This window comes from Ruegeria sp. N8 (assembly GCF_056531325.1).
Genome location: NZ_JBQFLQ010000003.1, coordinates 140,184 through 164,314 on the forward strand (window position 1 = coordinate 140,184; position 24,131 = coordinate 164,314).

Here is a 24,131-nt window from a genome sequence, read left to right on the forward strand (position 1 = left end):
GATGTCCATTGAAGTTCGTGTTCCCACGCTGGGCGAGTCGGTCACCGAGGCCACAGTTGCAACCTGGTTCAAGAAACCGGGTGACGCAGTGGCCGTGGATGAAATGCTGTGCGAGTTGGAGACTGACAAAGTCACAGTCGAAGTTCCTGCCCCCGCAGCGGGCGTGATGGGTGAGATCGTCGCGGCCGAGGGTGAAACCGTTGGCGTTGATGCCTTGTTGGCCACTATCACCGCAGGCGAAGGCGCAGCCGCTGCTCCGGCACCGGCGGCGGCGGCCCCGCCAGCTGAGGCTCCGGCCGCATCGGGTGGCAGCGTTGACGTAATGGTCCCCACTCTGGGCGAATCCGTGACCGAGGCGACCGTGTCCACATGGTTCAAACAGGTCGGCGACGCCGTCGCGCAGGATGAAATGCTGTGTGAGCTGGAAACCGACAAAGTTTCGGTCGAAGTTCCGGCCCCCGCCGCAGGTGTTCTTGCGGAAATCACCGCGCCGGAGGGCACGACCGTTGACGCATCGGCGAAACTGGCCGTGATCTCGGGCGCAGGTGCTGTTGCGGTTCCGGCGGCTGCTCCGGCAGCGGCGGCCCCTGCAGCTGCGGCCACGGGCAAGGACGTGTCCAACGCACCTTCGGCTGAGAAAGCGATGGCACAAGCCGGTCTGTCGGCTGATCAGGTCACCGGCACCGGCCGCGACGGCCGCATCATGAAAGAGGACGTGGCCCGCGCCGTGGCAACGGCTGCCGCACCCGCGCCTGCTGCCTCTCCGGCACCTGCCCCTGCGCCGCGCGCGCCTGTGGCCGCCGATGACGCCGCGCGCGAGGAACGGGTCAAGATGACTCGCCTGCGCCAGACCATCGCCAAGCGTCTGAAAGACAGCCAGAACACCGCCGCCATGCTGACCACCTATAACGAGGTGGACATGACTGAAGTGATGGCACTGCGCAGCCAGTATAAGGACCAGTTCGAGAAGAAGCACGGCGTGCGTCTGGGCTTTATGTCCTTCTTCACCAAGGCCTGCTGCCACGCGCTGAAAGAAGTGCCCGAGGTGAACGCCGAGATCGACGGCACCGACATTGTCTACAAGAACTTCGTTCATATGGGCGTGGCCGCCGGCACGCCGACCGGTCTGGTGGTTCCGGTCATCCGCGATGCTGACAGCATGTCTTTTGCTGCGATCGAGAAAGCCATTGCCGAAAAAGGTAAGCGCGCCCGTGACGGCAAGCTGTCCATGGCTGAGATGCAGGGCGGCACCTTCACCATCTCGAACGGTGGTGTTTACGGCTCGCTGATGTCCTCGCCGATCCTCAACCCCCCGCAGTCGGGTATTCTGGGCATGCACAAGATTCAGGACCGCCCGATGGCGATCAATGGTCAGGTGGTGATCCGCCCGATGATGTATCTGGCGCTGTCCTATGACCACCGGATCGTTGACGGTAAAGGTGCGGTGACCTTCCTGGTTCGCGTCAAAGAGGCGTTGGAAGATCCGCGCCGCCTGCTGATGGATCTGTAATCATGGCAACCCATGTTCTCTGGCAGGCCGATGTGGCTGATTTCAACGCCTGGCTGACCGTGTTCCGCGAAGATCAGCCAATGCGCAAGGCGGCAGGTATCCATGACCTGCACGTCTGGCGCGATCCTGATCAGCGCGATCACGCCATCGCCATGTTTGAGGTGCGCGATCTGGACAAGGCCCGTGCTTTTCTGGATTCGCAGGAACTGGCGATGCACCACGAACGCGGCGGCGTGGCCCATATTCAAGTGAAACTGCTGAAACCAGTCTGATCTGAAAAAAACCGTGTGCGGGGTCAACTCGCACACGGGCACGCAAATACCCGTGAACCCAGCCTGCCTTCGCGCCCGGTGAATGGTAGTCGCAAGACCGGACTGAGATTGACAAAAGGATACCTATCATGTCTTCCGAGCTTTCGATTCTTGCCCTCTATGGCCTGGTGGTCATTATTGTGGTTTTGCTGAATATCCTGACTGCAATGTCTCAGGTCGGGTTGATGACGCTGGGCGGCGCACGCGATGACATGCCGCCGCTGACCGGCGTCGCAGGTCGGGTGGAGCGCGCTTTGGCCAATTCAGTCGTCGCTATGGCACTGTTTGCACCTGCCATTCTGATCCTGTCCGCCAAGGACGCTTTTACCGGCGGTACGTTGTTTGCCGCGCAGATATTCCTGATCGCGCGGATCGTTTTTGTTCCGATCTACGCGTTTGCCATTCCCGTACCGTTCCTGCGCACAACCGTCTGGCTGGCCGGATTTTTCGCAACGGCCTATCTATACCTCCAGGCGCTTTGAGGCGTTTTCGGCCGCGGCTTTGGCGACGCGGCCACTCTCAGGCCCTGCTAAAATCGGATAACCAAATGACCCCCGAAATCACAGTTCTGACCCTGGCCGCCTTGCTTTGGGCCGTTCAGTTCATTGCCTATCTGGCCGTCAGCCACGGCAAAATGGATGTGAACAAGGCGATCGGGCCCCGCGACACGGAAATTGACCGGCCCGGAGCCTCGGGGCGGATGCATCGTGCGCTCAGCAACCTGACCGAAGGGCTGACCCTGTTTGCCATCGCCGCCCTCGTGATTACCGTGACAGGACAATCGACCTCATTCACCGCCGCTGCTGCCTGGATTTTTCTGGTTGCACGCGTCATCTATGTCCCCGCTTATGCGCTGGGTTGGACACCATGGCGTACAATCGTCTGGCTTGTCAGCTTTTTCGCAACTGTCGCAATGCTGCTTGAGGCGCTGTTTTAATCTTGCATCTCACGCTGGTATAAGAAGCCTACGGACCCGGGCGCATGCCCTCCCCCGAGAACAACAAAGGACCATTTGAATGGCAAACTATGACGTCATCGTAATCGGAGCCGGCCCCGGCGGCTATGTCTGCGCCATCCGTTGCGCCCAGCTGGGCCTGAAAACCGCAGTTGTCGAAGGGCGTGAAACGCTGGGCGGCACTTGCCTGAATGTGGGCTGCATCCCGTCCAAGGCGCTGCTGCATGCCAGTCACCAGCTACACGAGGCAGAACATAACTTTGCCAAGATGGGCCTCAAGGGTAAAAGCCCCTCGGTCGACTGGAAACAGATGCAGGCCTACAAGGACGAGGTGATCGACGGCAACACCAAGGGCATCGAGTTCCTGTTCAAGAAGAACAAAATCGACTGGCTGAAAGGCTGGGGCTCGATCCCAGCTGCCGGCCAGGTGAAGGTGGGTGACGAGGTTCACACCGCCAAAAACATCATCATCGCATCAGGGTCCGAGCCGTCCTCGCTGCCCGGTGTTGAGGTGGACGAAAAGGTCGTCGTGACATCGACCGGCGCGCTGTCGCTGGGCAAGATTCCAAAAAAGATGGTTGTAATCGGCGCGGGCGTGATCGGGCTGGAACTGGGCTCGGTCTACAGCCGTTTAGGGGCCGAGGTGACAGTGATCGAATTCCTCAAGGAGATCACGCCGGGCATGGACCCCGAGGTTCAGAAAACCTTCCAGCGTATCCTCAAGAAACAGGGTCTGAATTTTGTCATGGGGGCTGCGGTTCAAAAGACCGAAGCCACCAAGACCAAGGCCAAAGTCACCTATAAGCTGTTGAAAGATGACAGCGAGCATATGATCGAGGCCGACACCGTGCTGGTCGCCACCGGGCGCAAACCCTTCTCGGACGGGCTGGGGCTGGACGCGTTGGGGGTTGAGATGACACCGCGCGGTCAGATCAAGGTCGGCAGTGACTGGCAAACCAACGTGCCCGGCATCTACGCCATCGGTGACGTGACCGAAGGCCCGATGCTGGCCCATAAGGCCGAAGATGAAGGCATGGCCGCAGCCGAACAGATCGCAGGCAAGCATGGCCATGTGAACTATGGCGTCATTCCGGGCGTGATCTACACTTGGCCCGAGGTCGCCAATGTAGGCGAAACCGAAGCCACGCTGAAAGAGGCAGGCCGCGCCTACAAAGTTGGCAAGTTCATGTTCATGGGCAATGGCCGCGCCAAGGCTAACTTTGCCGCCGACGGGTTTGTAAAAATCCTCGCCGACAAGGACACCGACCGCATTCTGGGCGCCCACATCATCGGCCCCGGTGCCGGAGACCTGATCCACGAGGTCTGCGTTGCAATGGAATTCGGCGCCTCGGCCGAAGATCTGGCCCTGACCTGCCACGCGCACCCGACCTATTCCGAAGCCGTGCGGGAGGCGGCTCTGGCCTGTGGTGATGGCCCGATCCACAGCTGATACGGAAAAGCGGCGCGATGCTCCGAGTACATCGCGCCGCACCTTAACTTGAAGAATTACTCGGCAGGTTCATTGCTGTGAGGCTGCTGCGTATTGTGTTTGACCCGGCGTTTACGTCGCATAAGGGTCCATGCGTCCTTGAAGGGCACGAAATACAATCTCATACACGTATTCAGTTCCTGACCGTTGTCTTTCTCGGTCACACCAAATTTCACATCTCGATTGTCGTCCGGCATGACATATGTGCCAAACAACACGTCCCAGACCGGAAACATGAAGGCAAAGTTCTTGTCCAGATGATCCGGGTGACAACTGTGATGCACATGATGATGAGCCGGAGATGGGAAGACCTTGGACCAAACACCAGGCCAACGCAGCCAAATATGGGAATGCCGCAGATTGTAGCCCACGGCATTGAACAAGAACATCAACAGCGGCACACCTAGAATAACGGGAATATTTGGATGATACCCCAGTATGCGAAAGGTAAAACCCGTTACCGCGCCGCTGCCTAGGCCAATCGCCAGGTGATAGAACAGGTTGTCAACGGGATGTTCGCGGAAGTTCGAGATCGGATGCATGACCTCAGCACTGTGATGAACTTTATGAAACTGCCACAACAGTGGAATTTTGTGCTGTAGATAGTGGCAGTAAAAGCCAATGAAATCCAACACCAGAAAGAGCACAAACATATAGACTATGGTGATAGTGGCCCCCACCCAACCTGTGAGGTGTTTGCCATCCTCAACGGTGGAAGGATCAAACCCACCACTGGCCCAATAATAGGATACCGCCGCAGAGCCGGCCAGAAGACCTAGCAATAGGAAATGCCCAATCAGCATGTGGAAGAAGAAATATCTTACGTCCAGCCACGCTGACGGATGTCGCCAAACTTTCTTTGGAAACAGAAACCCGAAGAACGTCGTTTCTCCGTCAACCTCTGAAGACACACGCCTTTTCCGGGCATAGATCCAGAACGCGATGAGGAAAGAAGTTGCCAGATACAGGACATAAACTCGGTTATCTGGGTTAAGCGGATACAACAACACGCTTTTTGCGTGGATCAGGAACTCTTGCCAATATGTTTGCAACTGCTGCATCTAAGCCTCCGGTTTCGCTCATCCTATTTTTGCGTCCGTATTTGTCCACCCGTGTGGCGATACCGTGAAATATTGTGGGCTGATCACCACATCGTTTTCTCGGCGCGCGCGCCCCATTCGGCGTCATAGCGCGCGCCGCCTTCGTCTCCGTTCGAAGCTTCGGCCAGGATCTCCCCCATCGTCGGAAGGGTGGCGCTTTCGTCACCACTGCGCCAAGTACGGGCCCGCATCAACGCACGGGCGCATTGGGTGTAGACCTCAGCGATGTCGATAACGATCACCGTGGCGGGGTGCTTGCCCTTTTTGTCAAACCGGGCGGTCAAGCAGGGATCCGCAGTCACGCGGGCCGTTCCGTTCACGCGCACCACGTTGTTGGAACCGGGCACTATGAACATCAGCGCCACGCGCGGGTCACGGACGATATTACGCAGGCTGTCCAACCGGTTGTTTCCACGCCAATCCGGCAGGGCAAGTGTCCTGTCGTCCAGCTCCAGAACCACCGGACCATCGTCGCCACGCGGGCTGCCATCCACACCTTCCGGCCCAACCGTGCTGAGGATGCACAGCCGCGAAGCCATGATCCATTGCCGGTAAAGCGGAGTCAGACGAGGCGCAACTTTGCGCAAAGATGGTGCCGCTGGCGTGCCATAGAGTGCCTCGAGCGTTTCGATATCGTCAATGTACTGCATCCAGGTCAAACCCCACTTCCTGCATCAACGCGTTCGAGCGCGTCTCGATCACCTCTTCTAGGCGGGCCAGAAACGGATCGCGGTCAACGCCGGGCTCGATCTGGTCAAGGAAATCGACGATCGCAAGGCCCGGCTTGCGCATAATGCCCGTGCGGGGCCAGAAAACACCCGCATTGGTCGCCACAGGAATGCACGGAAAGTTAAGCCCCTCATACAGCACGGCGGTTCCAACCTTATAGGGTTTGCGCGCGCCGGGCGCGACGCGCGTTCCTTGCGGGTAGATCACCAACTGGCCGGGTTCGGAAAACTCTTTGGCCACATCCTTGACCATCTTGGCCACCGCCGCGCCACGCTTGCCACGATCCACCGGGATACAGCCCAGCCGACGCGCATATATCCCGATGATCGGTGTCCACATAAGCTCGCGTTTCATGATGAACTTGGCCTGCGGCATGGCATTGAAGATCATCATAATATCAAGAAACGACTGGTGTTTTGCCCCAACAACCACTTCATCAACCGGTGGCGTGCCACGCACTTCACAGCGGATACCGACCATCCAGCTAGCCAGCCACATGGTGCTGCGCGCATAGGTCTTGCACGCCCGTCGCGCACCTTGTTTGGCAAAGATTGCATAGGGGGCGAACACGATCCCAAGAATCAGCATCCACACATAGATCACGATCATGAAGATCAGTGACCGAACCCATTGAACTGCCGCCATCACGAAAGCTCCTTCAATTTGCGCGTTGCCGCCGTCCAGGTCGCCAGAAAAGCCACGGCTGCACCGAGGATCGGGATCAGCGCCGGCAACAACCAGCCCAAACCGCGAAATCCCAGACCGGTCAGAAACCCTCCCTCATCCGAGGCTTCGGGCAATAGCAACACCCCAATCATACCGAACAGAACACCGACCACAGCCCCAAAGAAAGCGCGATAGGTGAAACGGCGCACAAAAGCATGGGCGATGAACCGGTCGCGGGCACCGACAAGCCGCAGAACCTCGATAATCTGGGCATTGGCCGCAAGCGACGCATTAGCCGCCAGAGTAATCATTGCCGCCGTTGCCCCTCCGATCAGCAGGATCGAGATCCAACCCAAACGCCGCAGTGACATGGCCGCATCGACCAACGGTGCGCGCCAGCGGGTGTGGTCGTCCAGAACGGCGCCCGGTGCCTCGGCCCCCAGACGCAGGCGCAGACCGGCCACATCCATGCCGGGCTCGCCCTCGATAATCTCGATCAATTGCGGTACGGGCAGCGTGTCCAGTGGCAGGTCGGACCCGAACCAGGGGGACAACAACGCGATCTGTTCCTCGGCAGTCAACGCGCGCGCCGAAGCCACACCCGGTGTTTGTGACAACACATCCAACGCGGCCTTAGTCTGGGCCGCCATCTGATCTGCCGGGGCATTGATACGCAGGGTGGCCGCACCAGCCAGTTCCGTGGCCCATCGTTCGGCCAATCGGTCAGATGCAAGCGACAGTGCCAGTGCAAACACCGCCAGAAAGGCCATCGCGCCGGACACGAACAGGGTCAGATGCGCCGTATACCCGGTCGGGGGCACCACCCGGTCGGCCCTGCTATCGGGCAACAGCATGTTGCGAAGACTGTCTTGCGTCACAGATCAGCCCCCGCCAGTTGCACGTTGCGTTGCGAAATCCGCAGAACCCGTGCCTGCACCTGGCTTTTGGCCGCCCGGATCAGGCTAAGATCATGGGTCGCGATCAGCACAGTTTTACCCATCTTGTTCAACTCGACCAGCAGCCGCAACAGGCGCTGCGACATGTCCCAATCGACATTTCCGGTGGGTTCGTCGGCCAGAACCACATCTGGCGACAGGATAACCGCCCGTGCCAGGGCGGCGCGTTGCCGTTCGCCGCCGGACAGCTCGGGGGGCAAAGCATCCTGCCGTGCGCCCAGCCCGACCCAGTTCAGCAACTCGTCCATATCCTCTTTCTGCGCGTTTTCACCTTTGCCGGACACCATCAGTGGCAGAGCAATGTTTTCCGCCAATGTCAGGTGATCCAGAAACCGGCAATCTTGGTGGACGACCCCAATCCGCCTCCGTAACAGAGCCATCTGATCCCGATCCAATTCCGCAACATTCTGATCGCAGGCAGTCAACCGTCCCGAAGTTGGCAACAATGCGCCATAGCAGAGCTTCAGTAACGTGGTTTTGCCCGCGCCAGACGGGCCGGTCAGAAAGTGGAAGGACCCCGGTTGCAGATGCAGGGACACATCGCTCAGCAATGCGTCACCACCATAGGTATAGCTGACATTTTCCAGCTCGATCACAGGGGCCCCCAGGTTGTTCACCGCCCTTCTTGCCCGAGCGCGGTTTATGTTTCAATCTCTGCACCGGGTCGAATTGGCGACACTTGTCGTGTGAAACCGAAAACACCCTTTGCGGTCAGGTCTTAACGGAATATCATTCCTGAAAAAACTATTATCGGGCCAATATTGTGGCCAGGAGGCAGTATGCGTCTTACATGTCCGAATTGCAGTGCCCAGTATGAGGTTCCGGACGAGGTGATCCCGGCAGAAGGCCGCGATGTGCAATGTTCGAACTGCGAAAAGACCTGGTTTCAGGCCAAGACCACCGTACCCCAACCTGACCCGATTGTACCCGAGGTAGAGGCAAGCGAACAAGCGCCCGAGCCTCAACCGGCTTCGCGACCCGCGCCGCAGCCAGAACCCGAGCCGCAGTCTGCACAACAACCTGCGCCGCAACCAGAACCCGAGCCGCAGCCTGCACAACAACCTGCGCCGCAGCCGGAGCCCGAGGCAGCGCCACCACAGCCAGAACCAAAGCCCGCGCCGCCGCCTCAGCCGGAACCGGAACCCCAACCCACACCTCAGGCGGCGCCCAAACCTGCGGATACCCCCACAGGCAGCCATGTCGACCCATCGGTCTCCAGCATCCTCAAGGAAGAGGCCGCGCGCGAGGCCGATCTGCGGGCGCAAGAGGCAGAAAGCCTTGAAACGCAGACCGATTTGGCCCTGACCCCGCCAGAACCCAAACCTACGCCGGAGCCTGAACCTGAACCCGATCCGGAGCAGGCGATCCGCGAACTGACCGCCACCGAGGCCGCCAAAGACTCTGCGAAAAAAGAAGATTTGCCGGACGTGGAGGCCATAAATTCAAGTCTGCGCAGCGACGAACCTGTTGCGAAAAAGAAGCCCAAGAAAAAGAAGAAAGAACAGGTTCAGCCTTTGCCCCGCAAGGCCCCCAGCGGCGGGTTCCGCCGCGGATTCCTGCTGATGGTCGTCATTGGCGTGATCCTGTTTCTGATCTACGGCAACGCGCAACAGATTTCCGAAGCTGTCCCTCAAGCCGATCCGGTGCTGGACAGCTATGTCTCGTTAGTTGATCAGGCGCGGCTGTGGCTACAAGCGCAGACCAGTTCAGGCGCGCAGTAAATCAGACCTTGAGAAATCAGAACCGTTCGAGCAGACGTTTGAGGTATTCAAGCTCAAGCTGCGGGCGGTCTGATTCACCGGTCCGGCGGCGGATTTCATCCAGAAGCTCGCGCGCGCGGCGATAGACGTCCTCGCCTTGAAGCATGCCTTCATCGGTCGAGATTGACCCAGACGACCCCGGACTGCGCCCCAGCGGATCGCGGTTATTGGCCTGCATATCACCGTCCTGCGTGCCTTGACCCGGTTGGTTCTGCTGGTTTTGCGCCAATGCCTCGCCCAATGAGCGCATCCCTTCGCGCAGCGCCTCCATCGCCTCGGATTGACGGTCAATCGCCTCGGCCAGATCATCGCCGCGCAGGGCCTGTTCTGCATCATCCATGGCACGACCCGCGCGGTCCAATGCGTCACGTGCGGCATCCCCTTCGGGCGTTCCGCCACCCGGCAGGTTCTGCTGCTGGCGGCTCAATTCATCGCGCAGGGCCTGTTGTCGGTCCGCCAGCGATCCCTGACCCTGCTGGCCCTCGCCCGCCTGATCCGAGCCCTGACCCTGGCCGCCTTGCCCTTCATGGCTTTCGCCGCGCCCCTGACCACCGTTGCGGCCTTCATTGCCTTGGTTTTCACCAGCCTGCGCGCCCGGATTGAACTGTTCCTGCAAATCCCGGAACGCCTGATCGCTTAGTCCCTGCTGTTCGCGCAGCGTCTCGGCCAGTCCTTCCATGGCCTGTTGGCCTTCGGATTGTTGGCCCTGACCCTGTCCTTGGGTGACACGCATATTCTCCATCATCTGCTGGAATTCCTCCAGCGCCTGTTGGGCTTCGGCCATCCGGCCCTGTTCCATCAGCTCCTGAATACGGTCCATCATGCGTTGCAGGTCGTCCTGCGTCATTTGCATGCTTTCGCCATTCTGGCCGGACTGACGCTCTTCGCTATCCCCTTCCTGCGCTAGGCGCTGAAGCTGACGCATGTACTCGTCCGTGGCCTCGCGCAGCTCTTGCATCAACTCCGCGATTTCCTCATCTGTCGCACCATTCTGCATCGCTTCGGTCAGGCGTTCTTGCGCGCGCCGCATCCGTTCCAGCGCATCGGCCAGCGTTCCATCTTCGATCTGCACCGCCAGATCCCACAGGGCCTGCGCAATCTCGGCCTGCTGCTGAGGTTTCAGACCGTATTCATTGAAAGTCTCAAGCCGCCGCAATGTCACGCGCAGCCGCAAGTATGCGGTATCCGAGCGGAAGAAGCCTTCGGGAAGGTGCGACACCGCGCGCAACAGTTGGGAGACTCGCGTTGCGTTGTCCCGTGTCCAAAGCAGGTCGCGACGTTGTTCGATGATTGCCGCCGCCAGCGGGTCAAAGAACCTGCGCGCCGGCAAAGCGGTCATATAGGGCTCAGACTGCGTTTCCTGATCAGCCGCATCGCGCGCGGTCAGGGTAATCTTGACCGGCAGATGCGCCCAAGGGTGCTCCGAGAAGTCCTCGATCAGGTCTTCGATGAAATCAGACCGGTCGCCGGTGATCGGCATCGGTAGCTCCACCGCAATCGCCTCGCGCGGTTCGGGTTCAAGCGTCAGGCCATAGCGGCGATCGACCGAGGCCAGGTCAAGTTCAATCAGGGCCGAGCCGGATTCGACCCCATAATCATCCCCCGCTGCGAAAGGCAGCTTCATCCGCCCACCCGCCTCGGACTCGGCGATATCTGCCACCGCGATATGGGGCGGTGCGTCTGCGATGATATCCAGCGCCCAATCCCGGCCCGAGGGTCCGTCGATTTTCAGAACACCCGATTTATCGACAACGATTTCTTGTTCCGGATCGGTCGCGCCTTCGGTGCCCAGAGGCGTGGTGGTTTCAGTCAGGCTATGCGCGCCGACTTCTCCGTAAAACCGCAAAGTAATTCGGCTTCCCTGAGGAATCGACAAGGTCGGGTAGGACTGATCGGCCAGATACAATGTCGGCAGACCGGTATAACGCGGAGGCTCGACCCAGCCTTCCCAACTCGGCCCCTGTCCTGCGACAGCGGCGCCGGGGGTCATCTCGGCCACCGTACCAATACGCCAAAACGACCCGAAGAGCGTTGCGATCACCAGCGCCAACAGGGCCGAATAGCGCAGGGCATAGGGATCACGATCCGCAAGCCGCAGGTTGGGCTTCACCGGCTCAGCCTGCGCGGCACGTGCGGCCATGCGGGATTGGTGCGCCTGCCACAACGCCACAGAATCGGCATCCATCGCACCAATGGCCTGATCGTCCATCAGAGCCTGAATCGGTCGCCCTGGCAGGGTCTCATCCAACCGCATCAGCGCCTCGGCCCGGCTGGGGATATGGAATCGCCTTGCGCCAATGACCAGCGCGCCCAACAGACTCAGTAAAGCCAGTGCGCCGACGACCCAGACGGTTTCAACCCGTACGAAATCCTGCAATCCCAGCATCAAAGCCGCCAGAACCGCCATCAGGATCGAGAAAAACGGCCAGAAAGCCCGCCAGACCTGCTCAGCCAACATCCCTGCGTGGGTCAGCCACAGGGACAGTCTAGGGATCGGCAGGGTCTGTTTAGCCATTAAGGCGGGCCTCCGTCAGCAGGCCCGCGCGCCTATCGCGTCAGAGCCATTCGGGTATGGTATCGCGGTTTATGATTTCGTCAAAGCTCGGGCGTTCACGAATTACGGCGAATTGATCTTCGTGCACCAGAACCTCGGGGATCAATGGGCGCGTGTTGTACTCACTGGCCATCACCGCACCATAGGCCCCGGCGCTGCGGAAAGCGACCAGATCACCGGCCGCAAGCGGCGGCATGTTGCGCTGTTTGGCAAAGGTGTCGCCGGTTTCGCACACGGGGCCTACAATGTCATAGGGCTGCTGTTCCACACCCGGCGCGGGCTCGGTCACGGCGACGATATCATGATGCGCCTCGTACATCGCAGGCCGGATCAGGTCGTTCATGGCCCCATCCAGGATCAGGAAATCGCGTCCCTCGCCCGATTTCACATAGATCACCTTACTGACCATCAAACCCGCATTGCCCGCGATCAGACGGCCCGGTTCGATTTCAATCTCGCAGCCCAGATGGCCCAGCGTTTTCTGGATCAAAGCTCCATATTCCACCGGCAGCGGTGGCGCGTCATTGGCGCGGGTGTAGGGGATGCCCAGGCCGCCTCCCAGATCAAGACGGCGGATATTGTGGCCTTCGCTGCGAAGCTGCTCGGTCAGCTCGGCAACCTTGGCATAGGCCAGCTCGAACGGTGCCAACTCGGTCAATTGTGAGCCGATATGGACGTCGATGCCAATCACATCCAATCCCGGCAGGGTGGCGGCATGGGCATACACCTCGGACGCGCGCGCGATTGGGATGCCGAATTTGTTTTCCGACTTGCCGGTAGCGATCTTGGCGTGGGTTTTCGCGTCTACATCCGGGTTCACCCGCACGGTGATCGGCGCAATCACGCCCAAGTCCAGTGCGACCGTGTTGATCACTTCCATCTCAGGCTCGGATTCCACGTTGAACTGGCGGATGCCACCGGTCAGCGCGGTGCGAATCTCATCCGCTGTCTTGCCAACGCCCGAGAATACGATCTTGTCGCCAGGCACGCCTGCGGCCTTGGCCCGCAGATATTCCCCCCCCGACACCACATCCATCCCCGCGCCCGCCTGCGCCAACGTCTTCAGAATCGCCTGATTGCTGGCCGCCTTCATCGCGTAGCAGACAAGGTGATCCATCCCGTTCAGCGCGTCATCGAACAGCTTGAAATGCCGCAGCAAGGTCGCCGTCGAATAGACATAGAACGGGGTTCCGACCGCGGCTGCGATTTCGGAGATTGGGACATCCTCGGCGAAAAGCGCGCCGTCGCGGTAGAGAAAGTGATCCATACAAGCGCGCTTAGACCAAAAGAGGTCTGCGGATCAATGGATTCCGTACACGGCTGCGCGGGCCGTTACTTGCGAACGCCGACGCCGACCCGACCATAGCCCGAAAGCGAGATACCGGACCCGCTGGATTGCGCTTCAGGCTCGGGGCGCGGTGTGTAGGACGGATCACAGGCGGCCAGGAAAAGAACGGGCAGTAACAGTGCGATAAATTTCATATTTGTCTCATGTATCTCGATCCGATCCTGCTGATCGGGTCAGGTTTGAAAGTGCCGAATAGAGATTGACGATTAATTACAGCCCCAGGAACACGCCCAGACCGCCTTTACGCAACCCGACACCAACGCCGCCATAGGTGCCGCTGCTGCCGACGCCGATATTGGCGCTCATGGTGGGTTGGATCGGCTCGCCATCCGCACCGCACCCGGCCAGCACCGCACCAGCCGAGACCAAAAGCACCACACGTAAAATCCGCATCACACCAGCGCCTTCCACCGCTTGATCTGGGCCCGCACCTGATCGGGTGCCGTGCCGCCAAAGGATTGACGCGAGTTTACCGAATTTTCGACCGTAAGGACAGAATAGACATCGTCGGTGATATCAGCGTGAACCGATTGCATGTCCTCAAGGGTCAGATCAGGCAGGTCGCAGCCCTGGGCTTCGGCCATGGCAACAAGCGATCCGGTGACGTGATGCGCATCGCGGAACGGCAGGCCCAGCACCCTTACCAGCCAGTCAGCCAGATCGGTCGCCGTCGAGAAACCTGACCCTGCCGCAGCCGCCAAACTGTCGCGGTTGGCGGTCATGTCCTTGACCATGCCCTCCATCGCGGCCAGCGCCAGCATCCAGTTGTCGGCGGCGTCAAAGACTTGTTCCTTGTCTTCCTGCATGTCCTTGGAATAGGCCAGCGGCAAGCCCTTCATCACCATCATCAGCGCGGTGTTCGCCCCGTAGATCCGGCCGACCTTGGCGCGGATCAGCTCGGCCGCATCGGGGTTTTTCTTTTGCGGCATGATCGACGAACCGGTCGAGAAGCGATCCGACAGCGTCACAAACCGGAACTGGGCCGAGGACCAGATCACCAGTTCCTCGGCAAAACGCGACAGGTGAACTGCGCAGATCGAGGCGGTGGACAGGAATTCCAAAGCAAAATCTCGGTCGCTGACCGCATCAAGAGAGTTCGCGGCTGGGCGGTCAAAGCCCAGCGCCTGGGCGGTCATGTCCCGATCGATAGGGAAAGACGTGCCCGCAAGCGCAGCAGCGCCCAAGGGAGATTCGTTCATCCGCGCGCGGGCGTCACGGACACGGGAAAGGTCGCGGCCAAACATCTCGACATAAGCCATCATGTGATGACCCCATGTGACGGGCTGCGCCGTTTGCAAGTGGGTAAATCCGGGCATGACCCAATCGGCCCCAGCCTCGGCCTGTGTCAACAACGCCCGGATCAGCGCCAGCAGGCCGGTTTCGGCCGCATCGAACTGATCACGCACCCACAGTTTAAAATCAGTCGCGACCTGATCGTTTCGCGAACGCCCTGTGTGCAAACGACCCGCGGGCTCTCCGATCACCGCTTTCAGGCGCGCCTCGACATTCATATGGATGTCTTCCAGCGCCGTCGAAAACTGAAACGAACCGGACTGGATTTCTGACAAGACTGTGAGCAGCCCTTCCCGAATAGCCTGCGCATCACTATCACTTATGACGCCTGTGGCCGCTAACATGGCGGCATGGGCGCGCGAGCCTGCGATGTCCTGGGCTGCCATCCGCTGATCGAACCCGATCGAGGCATTGATTGCCTCCATGATCGCGTCTGGACCGGCGGCAAAGCGGCCGCCCCACATCTGGTTCGAGGATTGATCGGTCATGTAAGAAAACCCGGAGTTGATATGCGCCTATTTCGTCTGATCCCCCTTTATATGGCCCTTGCGCTGGGTGCAAATGCGGCTTTGGCCGCAGATATAGAAACTCTTAAGCTATTGCGCGAAGGCACGTTGAAACGGCTGATCCTGCACAAAGAGCCCAAGCCCAAGGCCGCTGTTGAGTTTCAGTTGGAAGATGACGGCGGTACAGCGACACTGGCCGATTACAAAGGCAAATATGTTCTGGTGAACTTCTGGGCCACGTGGTGTGCGCCTTGCCGAAAGGAAATGCCCCAGATCGCTGAGCTTCAGGAAGAGTTCGGCGGCGACAAGTTCGAGGTTGTGACACTTGCCACTGGCCGTAACTCACCTGCCGGTATCAAGAAGTTCTTCGACGAAACCGGTATCGACAACTTGCCCCGCCATCAGGATCCCGGTTCGGCTGTGGCGCGGGAATTCGGCGTGATTGCCCTGCCGATTACTGTGATCCTTGATCCCAACGGAGACGAGATTGCCCGTCTGATCGGCGATGCCGAATGGAACTCGGACAGTGCCAAGGCGATTGTCGGCGCATTGGTGGGCGGCGAAAGCTGATCGCAGTCGACTTTATAAATGCAGTAACCGGTCCGTGCCTCGCGGGCCGGTCGTTTTCTGCGAAAGGCTTACGCAACGCCACCTTTGACACTGCCGCAGCCGACTTGCACTCTGTCCTGCGGGAGGATGGTCATGCCGCTTGGAATATTGCTGGTTCTGGTGATCGGGGGGATCGCGGGGATCACCTTGATGATGCATCTTGCGGGCAAGTCTCGTGTCACGCAGCTAACCCCGGACGTCGCAAAAGCCGCTTGGTTGCGACATGTACCCGGCGACGAGGTTGTTGATGTAACAATCACCAATGACGGCCATACGGCTTTGATCCGCACACCTGCGGGCAACGGTCTTGTTTGGTCTTTCGGCGCCGACACGGTCGCGCGACACCTTCAGGATTTCGATTGGCTGGACCACCCCAAAGGGTTCGAGGTCCGCTTTCACGACTTCGGCACGCCCCGCGTCCTGATCCACCTCGATGACACCGAGCGCCAGCACTGGCACAACCTGATGGAGCCCGCATGACCGACCAAGTCACCTTTCCGGATGCCGTTCAGTGGGCCGTCCCCTTTTTCATCGCTGCGATTCTGGCCGAGTTTCTTTGGATAGCCGTCAAAGGCAAAGGTGGCCGGTACGAGACACGCGATGCTATAACCTCGTTGATCATGGGCGCGGGGAATATCGCTTCGGGCCTGCTGCTGGGGTTCATCGCCTATGCGTTCTTCATGTGGCTGTGGCAGATCACTCCGTTGGATCTGGGCACCTCGATCCCCGTCATCGTCCTTTGTTTTGTGTTGGATGACCTGCGGTATTACTGGGTGCATCGGTTCGGCCATCGCATCCGCTGGGTCTGGGCCAGCCATGTGAACCACCACAGCTCGCAGCATTACAACCTGACGACCGCGCTGCGACAGACCTGGACCTATACCTTCACTTTCATGATGGTCGTGCGCGCACCCCTGATATTGTTGGGGTTCCACCCGGCCATGGTTCTGTTCGTGGGCGGTCTGAACCTGATCTATCAGTTCTGGATCCACACCGAAGCCATCGGCAAGATGCCCCGCTGGTTCGAGGCGGTGATGAACACCCCCAGCCACCACCGCGCCCATCATGGCCGCAATGCGCGCTACTTGGACAGCAACTATGCCGGTGTCTTCATCATCTGGGACAAGATGTTCGGAACCTTCGTCCCCGAGCAGGAGGATGACCGCGTTGATTTCGGACTGGTCCACAATATCGGCACATTCAATCCGTTGCGCGTGGCGTTTCACGAATGGGTCGGGATCTGGCGCGATGCCTCGCAACCGGGCCTGACCCTACGCCAGCGTCTGGCCTATTGCTTTGCCCCACCGGGGTATAGCCACGATGGAAGCCGGGACAATTCCCAACAGATCAAAGCCAAGCACATCGCCCTGCACCCCGAAGATCGCGGAACGCCCGGATTCGAGCATTTCCGGGCCGACCTGCCCAAATCGCAGGCAGAACAGGCTTAAATTCGCCGATCCACACGGTTTCGTTTCTTGAATACCGATCCGAGCGGTCCATATCACATTGATACGCAGCCGCTTAACCCGGAGATCTGATATGACCCGCATCACGACCCTTTCGACCTTTCTGGGATTGGCGGGTCTGGTCGTGGCCATGTTGTCCGCGCTCAGCGGCGGTGCAGCGCCTCTTATCGCGTTTGGTTTCATTATGATGGCTCTGGGATTTGCAGGCGCAGTCATCGGGGCGGCGATTACGGTCGGTCGTGCCTGGGAGGTTGCCCGTTAGTCGGCAATCGCACCCTCATTAACCTCAAATTCACAAGTTTCGTCTGAAATCCAACCTTGACCTAAAGCGACAAAAGGCAAGGCAATCATGGCGGACAAACACCTGGCAGATTTGCCCGAAGGGTCGGACAGCCCTTTGGACGCGGCTGTGACATCGCGCGATGCCTCAACGGTTCAAATGGCCTCGGACGCCGTGAAGCACAGACAATGCAAGCTGGCCTTTCAGCCGGTGATGCAGGCCAACGCGCCGCACGGCGTCGCCTTCTACGAAGGGTTCATCCGGGTACTGGACGAAACCGGCCGGGTAATTCCCGCGCGAGATTTCATGCCACAGTTGGAAAACACGCCTATCGGTCGGGAACTGGACTGTATTGCCTTAGAGATGGGGTTGCGCACACTGGCCCGACACCCCGATATCCGCCTGTCCATCAACATGTCCGCGCGCTCGATCGGCTTCGCGCGATGGTCCCGCGTGCTGGAGCGGTTCTTGAAGAAAGACACCAGCATCGGCGACCGCCTGATCCTTGAGATTTCGGAAAGCTCGGCGATGACCCTGCCCGATCTGGTGATGGATTTCATGGATCGGATGCAACCGCGCGGTATTGCCTTTGCGCTGGACGACTTCGGCGCCAGCAATTTCAGTTTCCGCCATTTCCGAGAGTTTCTGTTCGATGCCGCCAAGATCGACGGCCAGTTCGTACGCGGCATTGCCGCCAACCGGGACAATCAGGCCCTGGTCCGCGCCCTGATCGCCGTCGCCCGCGAGTTTGAGATTCTTGTCACTGCCGAATCGGTCGAAAGGAAAGAAGACGCAGAGTTTCTTGTCGCAAATGGCGTCGATTGCCTTCAGGGTTTCTTGTTCGGCGCACCCAGCGTATCGGCGCCATGGACAGCAAAGAACATTGAACAATCAGCGGGTTGACCCGCGCGGCATTACCCAACTTCGGCCTGAGACAAGCTGACCGTTGCTGCATGTGCAGCATTGCGCTATTCCATGGACAGTTGGAGCGGGGGATCATGAGGCGCTCTGAACCGATAAGGGCCTTTCCCTATCGCCTGCGCCGTCACGTTTCCCACAGAACCTTGACGGTAAAGGATTGTCTTAATGACCAACGTAGTAATCGCATCCGCAGCACGCACAGGCGTCGGCAGTTTTGGTGGCTCGTTCGCAAACACACCCGCGCATGATTTGGGTACCGCCGTTCTCGAAGCCGTCGTCGAACGCGCTGGGATCGAAAAGGGTGAGGTCAGCGAGACCATCATGGGCCAGGTTCTGACTGCGGCACAGGGTCAGAACCCAGCGCGTCAGGCGCATATCAATGCGGGTCTTCCACAGGAAAGCGCGGCCTGGGGGATCAACCAAGTCTGCGGTTCGGGCCTGCGCGCGGTTGCACTGGGTGCGCAGCATATCCAACTGGGCGATGCGGAAATCGTCGCTGCTGGTGGTCAGGAAAACATGACCATGTCTCCTCACGCTGCCGCGCTGCGCGCCGGTCACAAGATGGGTGACATGAAATATATCGACACCATGATCCGCGATGGTTTGTGGGATGCGTTCAACGGCTACCACATGGGTCAGACAGCCGAGAACGTAGCCGAGAAATGGCAGATCAGCCGCGATATGCAGGATGAATTTGCCGTCGCCAGCCAAAACAAGGCCGAAGCCGCACAAAAAGCTGGTAAGTTCGCAGATGAGATCACGCCCTTCACCATCAAAACCCGCAAGGGCGACATCGTGATGGACAGCGACGAATATATCCGGCACGGCGCAACGATGGAGGCGATGGCCAAGCTGCGCCCCGCTTTCACCAAGGATGGCTCGGTCACGGCGGCCAACGCATCCGGCCTGAATGATGGCGCAGCGGCGACCCTTTTGATGTCGGCAGAAAACGCCGAGAAGCGTGGGATTGAACCTCTGGCCCGGATCGCCTCCTATGCGACGGCGGGCCTGGACCCGTCGATCATGGGCGTTGGCCCGATCTACGCCTCGCGCAAAGCGCTGGAAAAAGCGGGCTGGTCAGTCGACGACCTGGATTTGATTGAGGCCAACGAAGCCTTCGCTGCGCAAGCTTGCGCCGTGAACAAGGACATGGGTTGGGACCCGTCGATCGTAAACGTAAACGGAGGCGCAATTGCCATCGGCCACCCGATCGGCGCCTCGGGCTGCCGCGTTCTGAACACGCTTCTGTTCGAAATGAAACGCCGCGACGCGAAGAAGGGTCTGGCGACCCTTTGCATCGGTGGCGGCATGGGCGTCGCCCTCTGCGTGGAGCGCGACTAAGCTATTAAGCACTGAACATAGAAAGGGCGCCCCGCAGGCGCCCTTTTTTGTTACATTGGGGCTGACCCAAAGATGCGACGATATTGCCCTATGGGTTTCGATGATTCTCGACGAAACAATATTGCGCAAGATCACCTATCAAAGTAACAGCATTACCAAGACGACTTAAATTGGAGGAAGCCTAAATGGCACGTACAGCACTCGTCACCGGCGGTTCCCGCGGCATCGGCGCAGCAATTTCCAAGGCGCTGAAAGCCGAAGGGTACAATGTTGCAGCCACCTATGCCGGAAACGACAAAGCGGCCGCAAAATTCACCGAGGAAACCGGCATCGCCACATACAAGTGGAACGTGGCTGATTATGACGAATCCAAAGCGGGTATCGAAAAGGTTGAGGCCGAGGTTGGCCCCATCGACATCGTGGTCGCCAACGCGGGCATCACCCGCGACGCTCCGTTCCACAAGATGACCCCGGAACAGTGGCATCAGGTGATCGACACCAACCTGACCGGCGTGTTCAACACCGTCCACCCCGTCTGGCCCGGCATGCGCGAGCGCAAGTTCGGCCGCATCATCGTCATCAGCTCGATCAATGGTCAGAAAGGTCAGTTCGCACAGGTGAACTATGCCGCGACCAAGGCCGGTGATCTGGGCATCGTGAAGTCGCTGGCACAGGAAGGCGCGCGGGCTGGTATCACCGCAAACGCCATCTGCCCCGGCTACATCGCAACCGAGATGGTCATGGCTGTGCCTGAAAAGGTACGCGAGTCGATCATCGGCCAAATCCCGGCGGGACGTCTGGGTGAGCCCGAAGAAATCGCACGCTGCGTGGCCTTCCTGGCATCGGACGATTCGCAATTCATCAATGGCTCGACCATTTCGGCCAACGGTGCGCAGTTCTTCGTCTGATCCCAAATTCACAATCAAAAAAGGGCTGGTCACTGTGACCGGCCCTTTTTTATCCCGTAAGAACGCGCGCGCTGCGCTCAGCGGGAACCAAATAGCCACTTCACCAAGTCACCGATCGCGCGGGACCGTTCGGAATGGGCACGCCGAAAGGCGCGGGCGACAGAGGGGCTGGAGGTAGCCTCGATCATGACAAGTATCCTTTCAGTTCAGCTTTGTTTGACTTGAGATCAATATGAGGCTTATTTTCTAGAGCGACAAACGAGCTTTTTTCTGATCTCAATTAAGAATTTCTTGCCCTATGAGCGACTACCTTCCGCCGCTGACCGCCTTGCGCGCCTTTGATGCCGCCGCCCGTCACATGTCCTTTGCCAAGGCTGCTGAGGAACTGCATGTCACGCCCGCAGCCCTTTCCTTTCAGATTAAGTCGTTGGAGGAACATCTGGGACGCCCCCTGTTTCGTCGCCTCAATCGGGCGGTGGAATTGACAGAGGCTGGGCGCGCCTTAGCCCCTGGCGCGGCAGACGGGTTCGCCACATTGCAAGCCGCGTGGCAGGCCGCCCGGCGGCAAGGGAATGATACCAGTCTGACCGTTACGGCGGGCCCGGCGTTGACGGCCAAATGGCTAGCTCCCCGACTATATGACTTTGCCCGGGCGCATCCTGAGATCGACCTAAAGTTCTCGGCCACATTACGTAACATGGACCTCGAACGGGACGATGTGGATGTGGCGATCCGCTTTGGCTATGGCGGGGATGAGGGCCTGTATTCCGTGCCCGTCCGCAAGGAATGGCTGACCCCGGTGATGACCCCGGATTTGGCCGAACAATTCCCAACGCCTGAAAGTCTGCGGGAGGCGCCATTGATCTTTGACGACTCGATTGCGTTTCTGCGGCCCCCGTCTGACTGGCCCACCTGGTTTCGGGCCGTCGGGGTAGACTTCAACCCACAGCACGGCGCGCATTTTTCCAACGCGGATCATGCGATTGACGCGGCAGTTGCCGGAGTGGGCGTCGTGCTCGGTCGAAGGGCTATGATTATCAAGGATCTGGCAGACGGCCGGTTGGTCGCCCCCTTCAAGGTCGCAATCGAGACTATGGGACGATTCCGGTTCCTGTGTCTGAAAGGGGCCGAAAGCAGACCTCAGATTGCGGCATTCCGCGATTGGTTCATGTCCGAGATTGAAAAGACTGCGCACTTATCGGATGAGTTCGAAATCATTCCTGTGGAAGAGGTACCCGCACCGTGACAAGAACGCACGCAACAGGAATCGGTTTTGTTGCCGTCCTGCTTTGGGCCCTGCTGGCCCTCTTTACGGTTGGGTCCGCGCCCACGCCGCCTTTGCTGCTGAACGCCCTATGCTTTTCCATCGGGGGGACGCTGGGATTGGTTTGGACATGGGCCACAGGCGGGTTGAGTCAGCTTCGAGAAATCCCCTGGACCACCTATCTGTTCGGGACAATCGGTCTTTTTGGCTATCATGCGCTGTATTTCTCGGCCTTGCGAATGGCCCCCGCTGCAGAGGCCGGGCTGATCGCCTATCTGTGGCCTCTGCTGATTGTTCTGCTCTCGGGGCTCTTGCCCGGAGAACATCTGCGGATCGGCCATTTGATCGGAGCCTGTCTGGGTTTCGCCGGGGCCGCCGTGATCATCGCGGGTGGGGGTAGCAGCGGTTTCCAGGCCGAACATTTGCCTGGCTATGCACTGGCACTGCTGTGCGCGCTGACATGGTCGGGCTATTCCGTGCTGTCGCGTCGTCTGGGCGACACGCCAACCAGTTCGGTCGCTGTGTTCTGTGTGGCCACGGCCGTTGCCTCGGGCCTTTTGCACATCGCCATTGAAGAGACAGTCTGGCCAGAAACCATTCTGAGCTGGGGATCGGTCATAGCTCTTGGGCTGGGGCCCGTTGGCTTGGCGTTTTATGTCTGGGATATCGGGGTCAAGCAGGGAGACATTCAAATTCTGGGCACGTCATCTTACGCGGCCCCGCTTCTGTCTACGCTTGTTCTGGTGGTCGCCGGGATCGCCGCCCCAAGCTGGGGTCTGGCGATCGCGGCCGTTTTAATCACTGGCGGCGCTACAATCGCCGCCCGGGCCAGTATGCGCCATTAACTCGACAATCGCTCAATCTCTTCCTTGAGCCTTAGTTTCTGTTTTTTGAGCTGAGCAATGTGAAGGTCGTCGATACCAGGCGAGCGTTGTGCTTGTTCAACTTCAAGACCGAGGTTTTCGTGCTTTTTCTTAAGTTCGGTCAGGTGTGCGCTCACGCTCATGGCGGTACTCCTCTGTTGATGTCTGAGTTTCACGTAAGAAGTTGAGCACATCGTTTCCACCCTGTCACGCTGCGGGTGCATAGAAAATATAACAAATCCGACAAAATCGGCTGGTTAATGCCTGTCAGCTGGAAAATCCGGGCAAGCCAGCCCCTTGGCGCAATACGGCCGAAACTGGCGGAGTGTAACTGTCACCGTCTACCTCATGGCGCTCACCTGAATGGAGAACCAGCGGGGCATGCAGTTGAAACGCGGCTTTTCCGCCCTTTCTAGCCCTCAGAATAACCAGTTCAGCACGTCGACCAACACGGGGGGATAATGGCAATACTTCGACAGACCCCAAGCACCCCTCGCAGGCGGCCAGCATATCTGGTAACCGGTCCGCTTTCTGAATCATGTGCAGATAACCCCGGGGGGCAAGGCGTTTGGCCGCAGTCTCGATCCAAAGGTTCAACGGCGTGTTTTCACCCAATGCGGCGCTACGGCCTTCATCCGCCGCAGGGCTGTGCGCTCCGGCCCGATAATAGGGCGGGTTCGCAATAACGTGATCGAACTGGCGCTGTTTGAGATCGGACGGCAAAGCGGTCAGATCAGCCTCAAAAACCTCAAGCGTGGTGCCGTTCTCAGCGGCATTCCGACGCGCCAGATCAGCATAAGCAGGCTGCAATTCGACCCCCACAGCCTGCAGGTCTGGCACCCGCGCCAGCAGGCATAAAACGGCGGCCCCAGCACCACACCCCAATTCCAGAACCGTCTGGCCGGGCATTGAGGGTACAGATGCGGCCAATAAAACAGGGTCCACGCCTGCGCGATACCCCTTACGGGGTTGCCGCAGGCGCACACGTCCTCCCAAAAAGTCATTTCGGGTCAGGTCGGCGTCAGCAAACAGTGTCATCGACCCAAAGGGATATCATTGTCGTGCATGACACGTTCAGCGCGGGTCAGGTCATCCGCGCGCACCATCAAGCGGCGAGGGAAGATTCCGATACCACCTTCGAGGATGCTCATATTTACGTCCATCTGAAAGCAGTCTATATCCTCGCCCTCAAGAAGAGCGGATGCAAAGGCCAGAATCGTCGGATCAGTGCTGCGCAAAAGTTCTTTCATGGGGATGGATGTAAGGGCAAGGCGGCCGCGATGTCGAGCCTTGTATCAAGGG

Annotated in this window: 28 protein-coding genes; 15 read left to right on the top strand and 13 right to left on the bottom strand. The window is 59.1% G+C overall.

Annotation, left to right across the window (positions count from 1 at the left end; all coding sequences use genetic code 11):
- Position 1: 1 nt before the first annotated feature.
- The 5 genes from odhB (at position 2) to lpdA (ending at position 4,226) form a co-directional block, all read left to right on the top strand.
- The gene (gene odhB, locus ACR0C5_RS08330; protein WP_480875900.1) at positions 2-1,510 is read left to right on the top strand and encodes a 2-oxoglutarate dehydrogenase complex dihydrolipoyllysine-residue succinyltransferase; all 1,509 of its coding nucleotides are present in this window, start codon (positions 2-4) and stop codon (positions 1,508-1,510) included.
- A gap of 2 nt (positions 1,511-1,512) precedes the next feature.
- Positions 1,513-1,782, top strand: a complete 270-nt coding sequence (locus tag ACR0C5_RS08335; RefSeq protein ID WP_170784916.1) for a hypothetical protein — start codon at positions 1,513-1,515, stop codon at positions 1,780-1,782.
- Positions 1,783-1,910: 128 nt separating this feature from the next.
- Positions 1,911-2,303 (top strand): MAPEG family protein, encoded by a 393-nt coding sequence (locus ACR0C5_RS08340; protein ID WP_170772559.1) that lies wholly within the window; start codon positions 1,911-1,913, stop codon positions 2,301-2,303.
- A 65-nt stretch (positions 2,304-2,368) separates the two neighbouring features.
- Positions 2,369-2,758, top strand: coding sequence for an MAPEG family protein (locus ACR0C5_RS08345; RefSeq protein WP_480875903.1), 390 nt, complete (start codon positions 2,369-2,371; stop codon positions 2,756-2,758).
- Between the two features lie 79 nt (positions 2,759-2,837).
- Positions 2,838-4,226 (top strand): dihydrolipoyl dehydrogenase, encoded by a 1,389-nt coding sequence (gene lpdA / locus ACR0C5_RS08350; RefSeq protein WP_480875906.1) that lies wholly within the window; start codon positions 2,838-2,840, stop codon positions 4,224-4,226.
- Between the two features lie 56 nt (positions 4,227-4,282).
- Here the strand turns inward: lpdA and ACR0C5_RS08355 are convergent, their stop codons facing one another.
- From ACR0C5_RS08355 to ACR0C5_RS08375, 5 genes are all read right to left on the bottom strand, one after another.
- Positions 4,283-5,326, bottom strand: a complete 1,044-nt coding sequence (locus ACR0C5_RS08355) for a sterol desaturase family protein (RefSeq protein WP_480875909.1) — start codon at positions 5,324-5,326, stop codon at positions 4,283-4,285.
- Positions 5,327-5,409: 83 nt separating this feature from the next.
- Positions 5,410-6,015 (bottom strand): pyridoxamine 5'-phosphate oxidase family protein, encoded by a 606-nt coding sequence (locus ACR0C5_RS08360; RefSeq protein WP_170785476.1) that lies wholly within the window; start codon positions 6,013-6,015, stop codon positions 5,410-5,412.
- Positions 6,002-6,742 carry a lysophospholipid acyltransferase family protein gene (locus ACR0C5_RS08365; protein WP_170772567.1) on the bottom strand — a complete coding sequence of 247 codons (741 nt, stop codon included), beginning with the start codon at positions 6,740-6,742 and terminating at the stop codon, positions 6,002-6,004. The genes ACR0C5_RS08360 and ACR0C5_RS08365 overlap by 14 nt, the downstream gene beginning before the upstream one ends.
- A complete protein-coding gene (locus ACR0C5_RS08370) occupies positions 6,739-7,614 on the bottom strand; it encodes a cell division protein FtsX (protein ID WP_174819436.1) in 876 nt (291 codons plus the stop codon). The genes ACR0C5_RS08365 and ACR0C5_RS08370 overlap by 4 nt, the downstream gene beginning before the upstream one ends.
- Positions 7,615-7,634: 20 nt before the next feature.
- Positions 7,635-8,312 (bottom strand): cell division ATP-binding protein FtsE, encoded by a 678-nt coding sequence (locus ACR0C5_RS08375; RefSeq protein WP_170773058.1) that lies wholly within the window; start codon positions 8,310-8,312, stop codon positions 7,635-7,637.
- Positions 8,313-8,495: 183 nt separating this feature from the next.
- On the opposite strand from ACR0C5_RS08375, the gene ACR0C5_RS08380 reads away from it, so the two are divergent.
- Positions 8,496-9,437 carry a zinc-ribbon domain-containing protein gene (locus tag ACR0C5_RS08380; RefSeq protein ID WP_480875913.1) on the top strand — a complete coding sequence of 314 codons (942 nt, stop codon included), beginning with the start codon at positions 8,496-8,498 and terminating at the stop codon, positions 9,435-9,437.
- A 16-nt stretch (positions 9,438-9,453) separates the two neighbouring features.
- Here the strand turns inward: ACR0C5_RS08380 and ACR0C5_RS08385 are convergent, their stop codons facing one another.
- From ACR0C5_RS08385 to argH, 5 genes are all read right to left on the bottom strand, one after another.
- The gene (locus tag ACR0C5_RS08385) at positions 9,454-11,991 is read right to left on the bottom strand and encodes a TIGR02302 family protein (protein ID WP_480875915.1); all 2,538 of its coding nucleotides are present in this window, start codon (positions 11,989-11,991) and stop codon (positions 9,454-9,456) included.
- Positions 11,992-12,031: 40 nt separating this feature from the next.
- The gene (gene lysA, locus ACR0C5_RS08390; protein WP_480875917.1) at positions 12,032-13,297 is read right to left on the bottom strand and encodes a diaminopimelate decarboxylase; all 1,266 of its coding nucleotides are present in this window, start codon (positions 13,295-13,297) and stop codon (positions 12,032-12,034) included.
- A 65-nt stretch (positions 13,298-13,362) separates the two neighbouring features.
- Positions 13,363-13,512, bottom strand: coding sequence for a hypothetical protein (locus tag ACR0C5_RS08395; RefSeq protein WP_480504480.1), 150 nt, complete (start codon positions 13,510-13,512; stop codon positions 13,363-13,365).
- Positions 13,513-13,588: 76 nt separating this feature from the next.
- Positions 13,589-13,771: an argininosuccinate lyase gene (locus tag ACR0C5_RS08400; protein ID WP_170772579.1), complete on the bottom strand. Its 183-nt coding sequence runs from the start codon at positions 13,769-13,771 to the stop codon at positions 13,589-13,591.
- A complete protein-coding gene (gene argH, locus ACR0C5_RS08405; RefSeq protein ID WP_480875920.1) occupies positions 13,771-15,159 on the bottom strand; it encodes an argininosuccinate lyase in 1,389 nt (462 codons plus the stop codon). The genes ACR0C5_RS08400 and argH overlap by 1 nt, the downstream gene beginning before the upstream one ends.
- Before the next feature lie 21 nt (positions 15,160-15,180).
- Here argH and ACR0C5_RS08410 point away from each other — a divergent pair, with 21 nt between their 5' ends.
- From ACR0C5_RS08410 to yddG, 9 genes are all read left to right on the top strand, one after another.
- Positions 15,181-15,747, top strand: a complete 567-nt coding sequence (locus tag ACR0C5_RS08410; protein WP_170772583.1) for a TlpA disulfide reductase family protein — start codon at positions 15,181-15,183, stop codon at positions 15,745-15,747.
- A 132-nt stretch (positions 15,748-15,879) separates the two neighbouring features.
- Positions 15,880-16,266, top strand: a complete 387-nt coding sequence (locus tag ACR0C5_RS08415) for a hypothetical protein (protein ID WP_480550412.1) — start codon at positions 15,880-15,882, stop codon at positions 16,264-16,266.
- Entirely contained in the window at positions 16,263-17,234 is a 972-nt protein-coding gene (locus ACR0C5_RS08420) for a sterol desaturase family protein (protein WP_170773059.1), read from the top strand. The genes ACR0C5_RS08415 and ACR0C5_RS08420 overlap by 4 nt, the downstream gene beginning before the upstream one ends.
- 91 nt (positions 17,235-17,325) lie before the next feature.
- Positions 17,326-17,514 (top strand): hypothetical protein, encoded by a 189-nt coding sequence (locus ACR0C5_RS08425; RefSeq protein ID WP_170784944.1) that lies wholly within the window; start codon positions 17,326-17,328, stop codon positions 17,512-17,514.
- An 87-nt stretch (positions 17,515-17,601) separates the two neighbouring features.
- The gene (locus ACR0C5_RS08430) at positions 17,602-18,435 is read left to right on the top strand and encodes an EAL domain-containing protein (RefSeq protein WP_170772587.1); all 834 of its coding nucleotides are present in this window, start codon (positions 17,602-17,604) and stop codon (positions 18,433-18,435) included.
- 183 nt (positions 18,436-18,618) lie between these two features.
- Positions 18,619-19,794: an acetyl-CoA C-acetyltransferase gene (locus ACR0C5_RS08435; protein ID WP_170772589.1), complete on the top strand. Its 1,176-nt coding sequence runs from the start codon at positions 18,619-18,621 to the stop codon at positions 19,792-19,794.
- A 185-nt stretch (positions 19,795-19,979) separates the two neighbouring features.
- Positions 19,980-20,702, top strand: a complete 723-nt coding sequence (phbB, locus tag ACR0C5_RS08440) for an acetoacetyl-CoA reductase (protein WP_480875925.1) — start codon at positions 19,980-19,982, stop codon at positions 20,700-20,702.
- A 298-nt stretch (positions 20,703-21,000) separates the two neighbouring features.
- Positions 21,001-21,948 carry a transcriptional regulator GcvA gene (locus ACR0C5_RS08445; protein ID WP_480875928.1) on the top strand — a complete coding sequence of 316 codons (948 nt, stop codon included), beginning with the start codon at positions 21,001-21,003 and terminating at the stop codon, positions 21,946-21,948.
- Positions 21,945-22,811 carry an aromatic amino acid exporter YddG gene (gene yddG / locus ACR0C5_RS08450; protein ID WP_480875929.1) on the top strand — a complete coding sequence of 289 codons (867 nt, stop codon included), beginning with the start codon at positions 21,945-21,947 and terminating at the stop codon, positions 22,809-22,811. The genes ACR0C5_RS08445 and yddG overlap by 4 nt, the downstream gene beginning before the upstream one ends.
- Here yddG and ACR0C5_RS08455 read toward each other — a convergent pair.
- The 3 genes from ACR0C5_RS08455 to ACR0C5_RS08465 all read right to left on the bottom strand — a co-directional run bounded on the left by ACR0C5_RS08455 (position 22,808) and on the right by ACR0C5_RS08465 (position 24,079).
- Complete coding sequence (locus tag ACR0C5_RS08455; protein WP_170353553.1) at positions 22,808-22,972, bottom strand: YdcH family protein; 165 nt, start codon at positions 22,970-22,972, stop codon at positions 22,808-22,810. The genes yddG and ACR0C5_RS08455 overlap by 4 nt on opposite strands.
- A gap of 124 nt (positions 22,973-23,096) precedes the next feature.
- The gene (locus ACR0C5_RS08460; RefSeq protein ID WP_480875933.1) at positions 23,097-23,867 is read right to left on the bottom strand and encodes a tRNA1(Val) (adenine(37)-N6)-methyltransferase; all 771 of its coding nucleotides are present in this window, start codon (positions 23,865-23,867) and stop codon (positions 23,097-23,099) included.
- Positions 23,864-24,079 carry a putative signal transducing protein gene (locus tag ACR0C5_RS08465; RefSeq protein ID WP_170353555.1) on the bottom strand — a complete coding sequence of 72 codons (216 nt, stop codon included), beginning with the start codon at positions 24,077-24,079 and terminating at the stop codon, positions 23,864-23,866. Before ACR0C5_RS08465 ends, ACR0C5_RS08460 begins: the two co-directional genes overlap by 4 nt.
- Between the last annotated feature and the right edge of the window lie 52 nt (positions 24,080-24,131).

Bases quoted from the DNA above. Each gene is read 5' to 3' on its own strand.
- odhB (WP_480875900.1), top strand. From the start codon at position 2: ATGTCCATTGAAGTTCGTGTTCCCACGCTGGGCGAGTCGGTCACCGAG.
- ACR0C5_RS08335 (WP_170784916.1), top strand. From the start codon at position 1,513: ATGGCAACCCATGTTCTCTGGCAGGCCGATGTGGCTGATTTCAACGCC.
- ACR0C5_RS08340 (WP_170772559.1), top strand. From the start codon at position 1,911: ATGTCTTCCGAGCTTTCGATTCTTGCCCTCTATGGCCTGGTGGTCATT.
- ACR0C5_RS08345 (WP_480875903.1), top strand. From the start codon at position 2,369: ATGACCCCCGAAATCACAGTTCTGACCCTGGCCGCCTTGCTTTGGGCC.
- lpdA (WP_480875906.1), top strand. From the start codon at position 2,838: ATGGCAAACTATGACGTCATCGTAATCGGAGCCGGCCCCGGCGGCTAT.
- ACR0C5_RS08355 (WP_480875909.1), bottom strand. From the start codon at position 5,326: ATGCAGCAGTTGCAAACATATTGGCAAGAGTTCCTGATCCACGCAAAA.
- ACR0C5_RS08360 (WP_170785476.1), bottom strand. From the start codon at position 6,015: ATGCAGTACATTGACGATATCGAAACGCTCGAGGCACTCTATGGCACG.
- ACR0C5_RS08370 (WP_174819436.1), bottom strand. From the start codon at position 7,614: ATGCTGTTGCCCGATAGCAGGGCCGACCGGGTGGTGCCCCCGACCGGG.
- ACR0C5_RS08380 (WP_480875913.1), top strand. From the start codon at position 8,496: ATGCGTCTTACATGTCCGAATTGCAGTGCCCAGTATGAGGTTCCGGAC.
- ACR0C5_RS08385 (WP_480875915.1), bottom strand. From the start codon at position 11,991: ATGGCTAAACAGACCCTGCCGATCCCTAGACTGTCCCTGTGGCTGACC.
- lysA (WP_480875917.1), bottom strand. From the start codon at position 13,297: ATGGATCACTTTCTCTACCGCGACGGCGCGCTTTTCGCCGAGGATGTC.
- ACR0C5_RS08395 (WP_480504480.1), bottom strand. From the start codon at position 13,512: ATGAAATTTATCGCACTGTTACTGCCCGTTCTTTTCCTGGCCGCCTGT.
- ACR0C5_RS08400 (WP_170772579.1), bottom strand. From the start codon at position 13,771: ATGCGGATTTTACGTGTGGTGCTTTTGGTCTCGGCTGGTGCGGTGCTG.
- argH (WP_480875920.1), bottom strand. From the start codon at position 15,159: ATGACCGATCAATCCTCGAACCAGATGTGGGGCGGCCGCTTTGCCGCC.
- ACR0C5_RS08410 (WP_170772583.1), top strand. From the start codon at position 15,181: ATGCGCCTATTTCGTCTGATCCCCCTTTATATGGCCCTTGCGCTGGGT.
- ACR0C5_RS08415 (WP_480550412.1), top strand. From the start codon at position 15,880: ATGCCGCTTGGAATATTGCTGGTTCTGGTGATCGGGGGGATCGCGGGG.
- ACR0C5_RS08420 (WP_170773059.1), top strand. From the start codon at position 16,263: ATGACCGACCAAGTCACCTTTCCGGATGCCGTTCAGTGGGCCGTCCCC.
- ACR0C5_RS08425 (WP_170784944.1), top strand. From the start codon at position 17,326: ATGACCCGCATCACGACCCTTTCGACCTTTCTGGGATTGGCGGGTCTG.
- ACR0C5_RS08430 (WP_170772587.1), top strand. From the start codon at position 17,602: ATGGCGGACAAACACCTGGCAGATTTGCCCGAAGGGTCGGACAGCCCT.
- ACR0C5_RS08435 (WP_170772589.1), top strand. From the start codon at position 18,619: ATGACCAACGTAGTAATCGCATCCGCAGCACGCACAGGCGTCGGCAGT.
- phbB (WP_480875925.1), top strand. From the start codon at position 19,980: ATGGCACGTACAGCACTCGTCACCGGCGGTTCCCGCGGCATCGGCGCA.
- ACR0C5_RS08445 (WP_480875928.1), top strand. From the start codon at position 21,001: ATGAGCGACTACCTTCCGCCGCTGACCGCCTTGCGCGCCTTTGATGCC.
- ACR0C5_RS08455 (WP_170353553.1), bottom strand. From the start codon at position 22,972: ATGAGCGTGAGCGCACACCTGACCGAACTTAAGAAAAAGCACGAAAAC.
- ACR0C5_RS08460 (WP_480875933.1), bottom strand. From the start codon at position 23,867: ATGACACTGTTTGCTGACGCCGACCTGACCCGAAATGACTTTTTGGGA.
- ACR0C5_RS08465 (WP_170353555.1), bottom strand. From the start codon at position 24,079: ATGAAAGAACTTTTGCGCAGCACTGATCCGACGATTCTGGCCTTTGCA.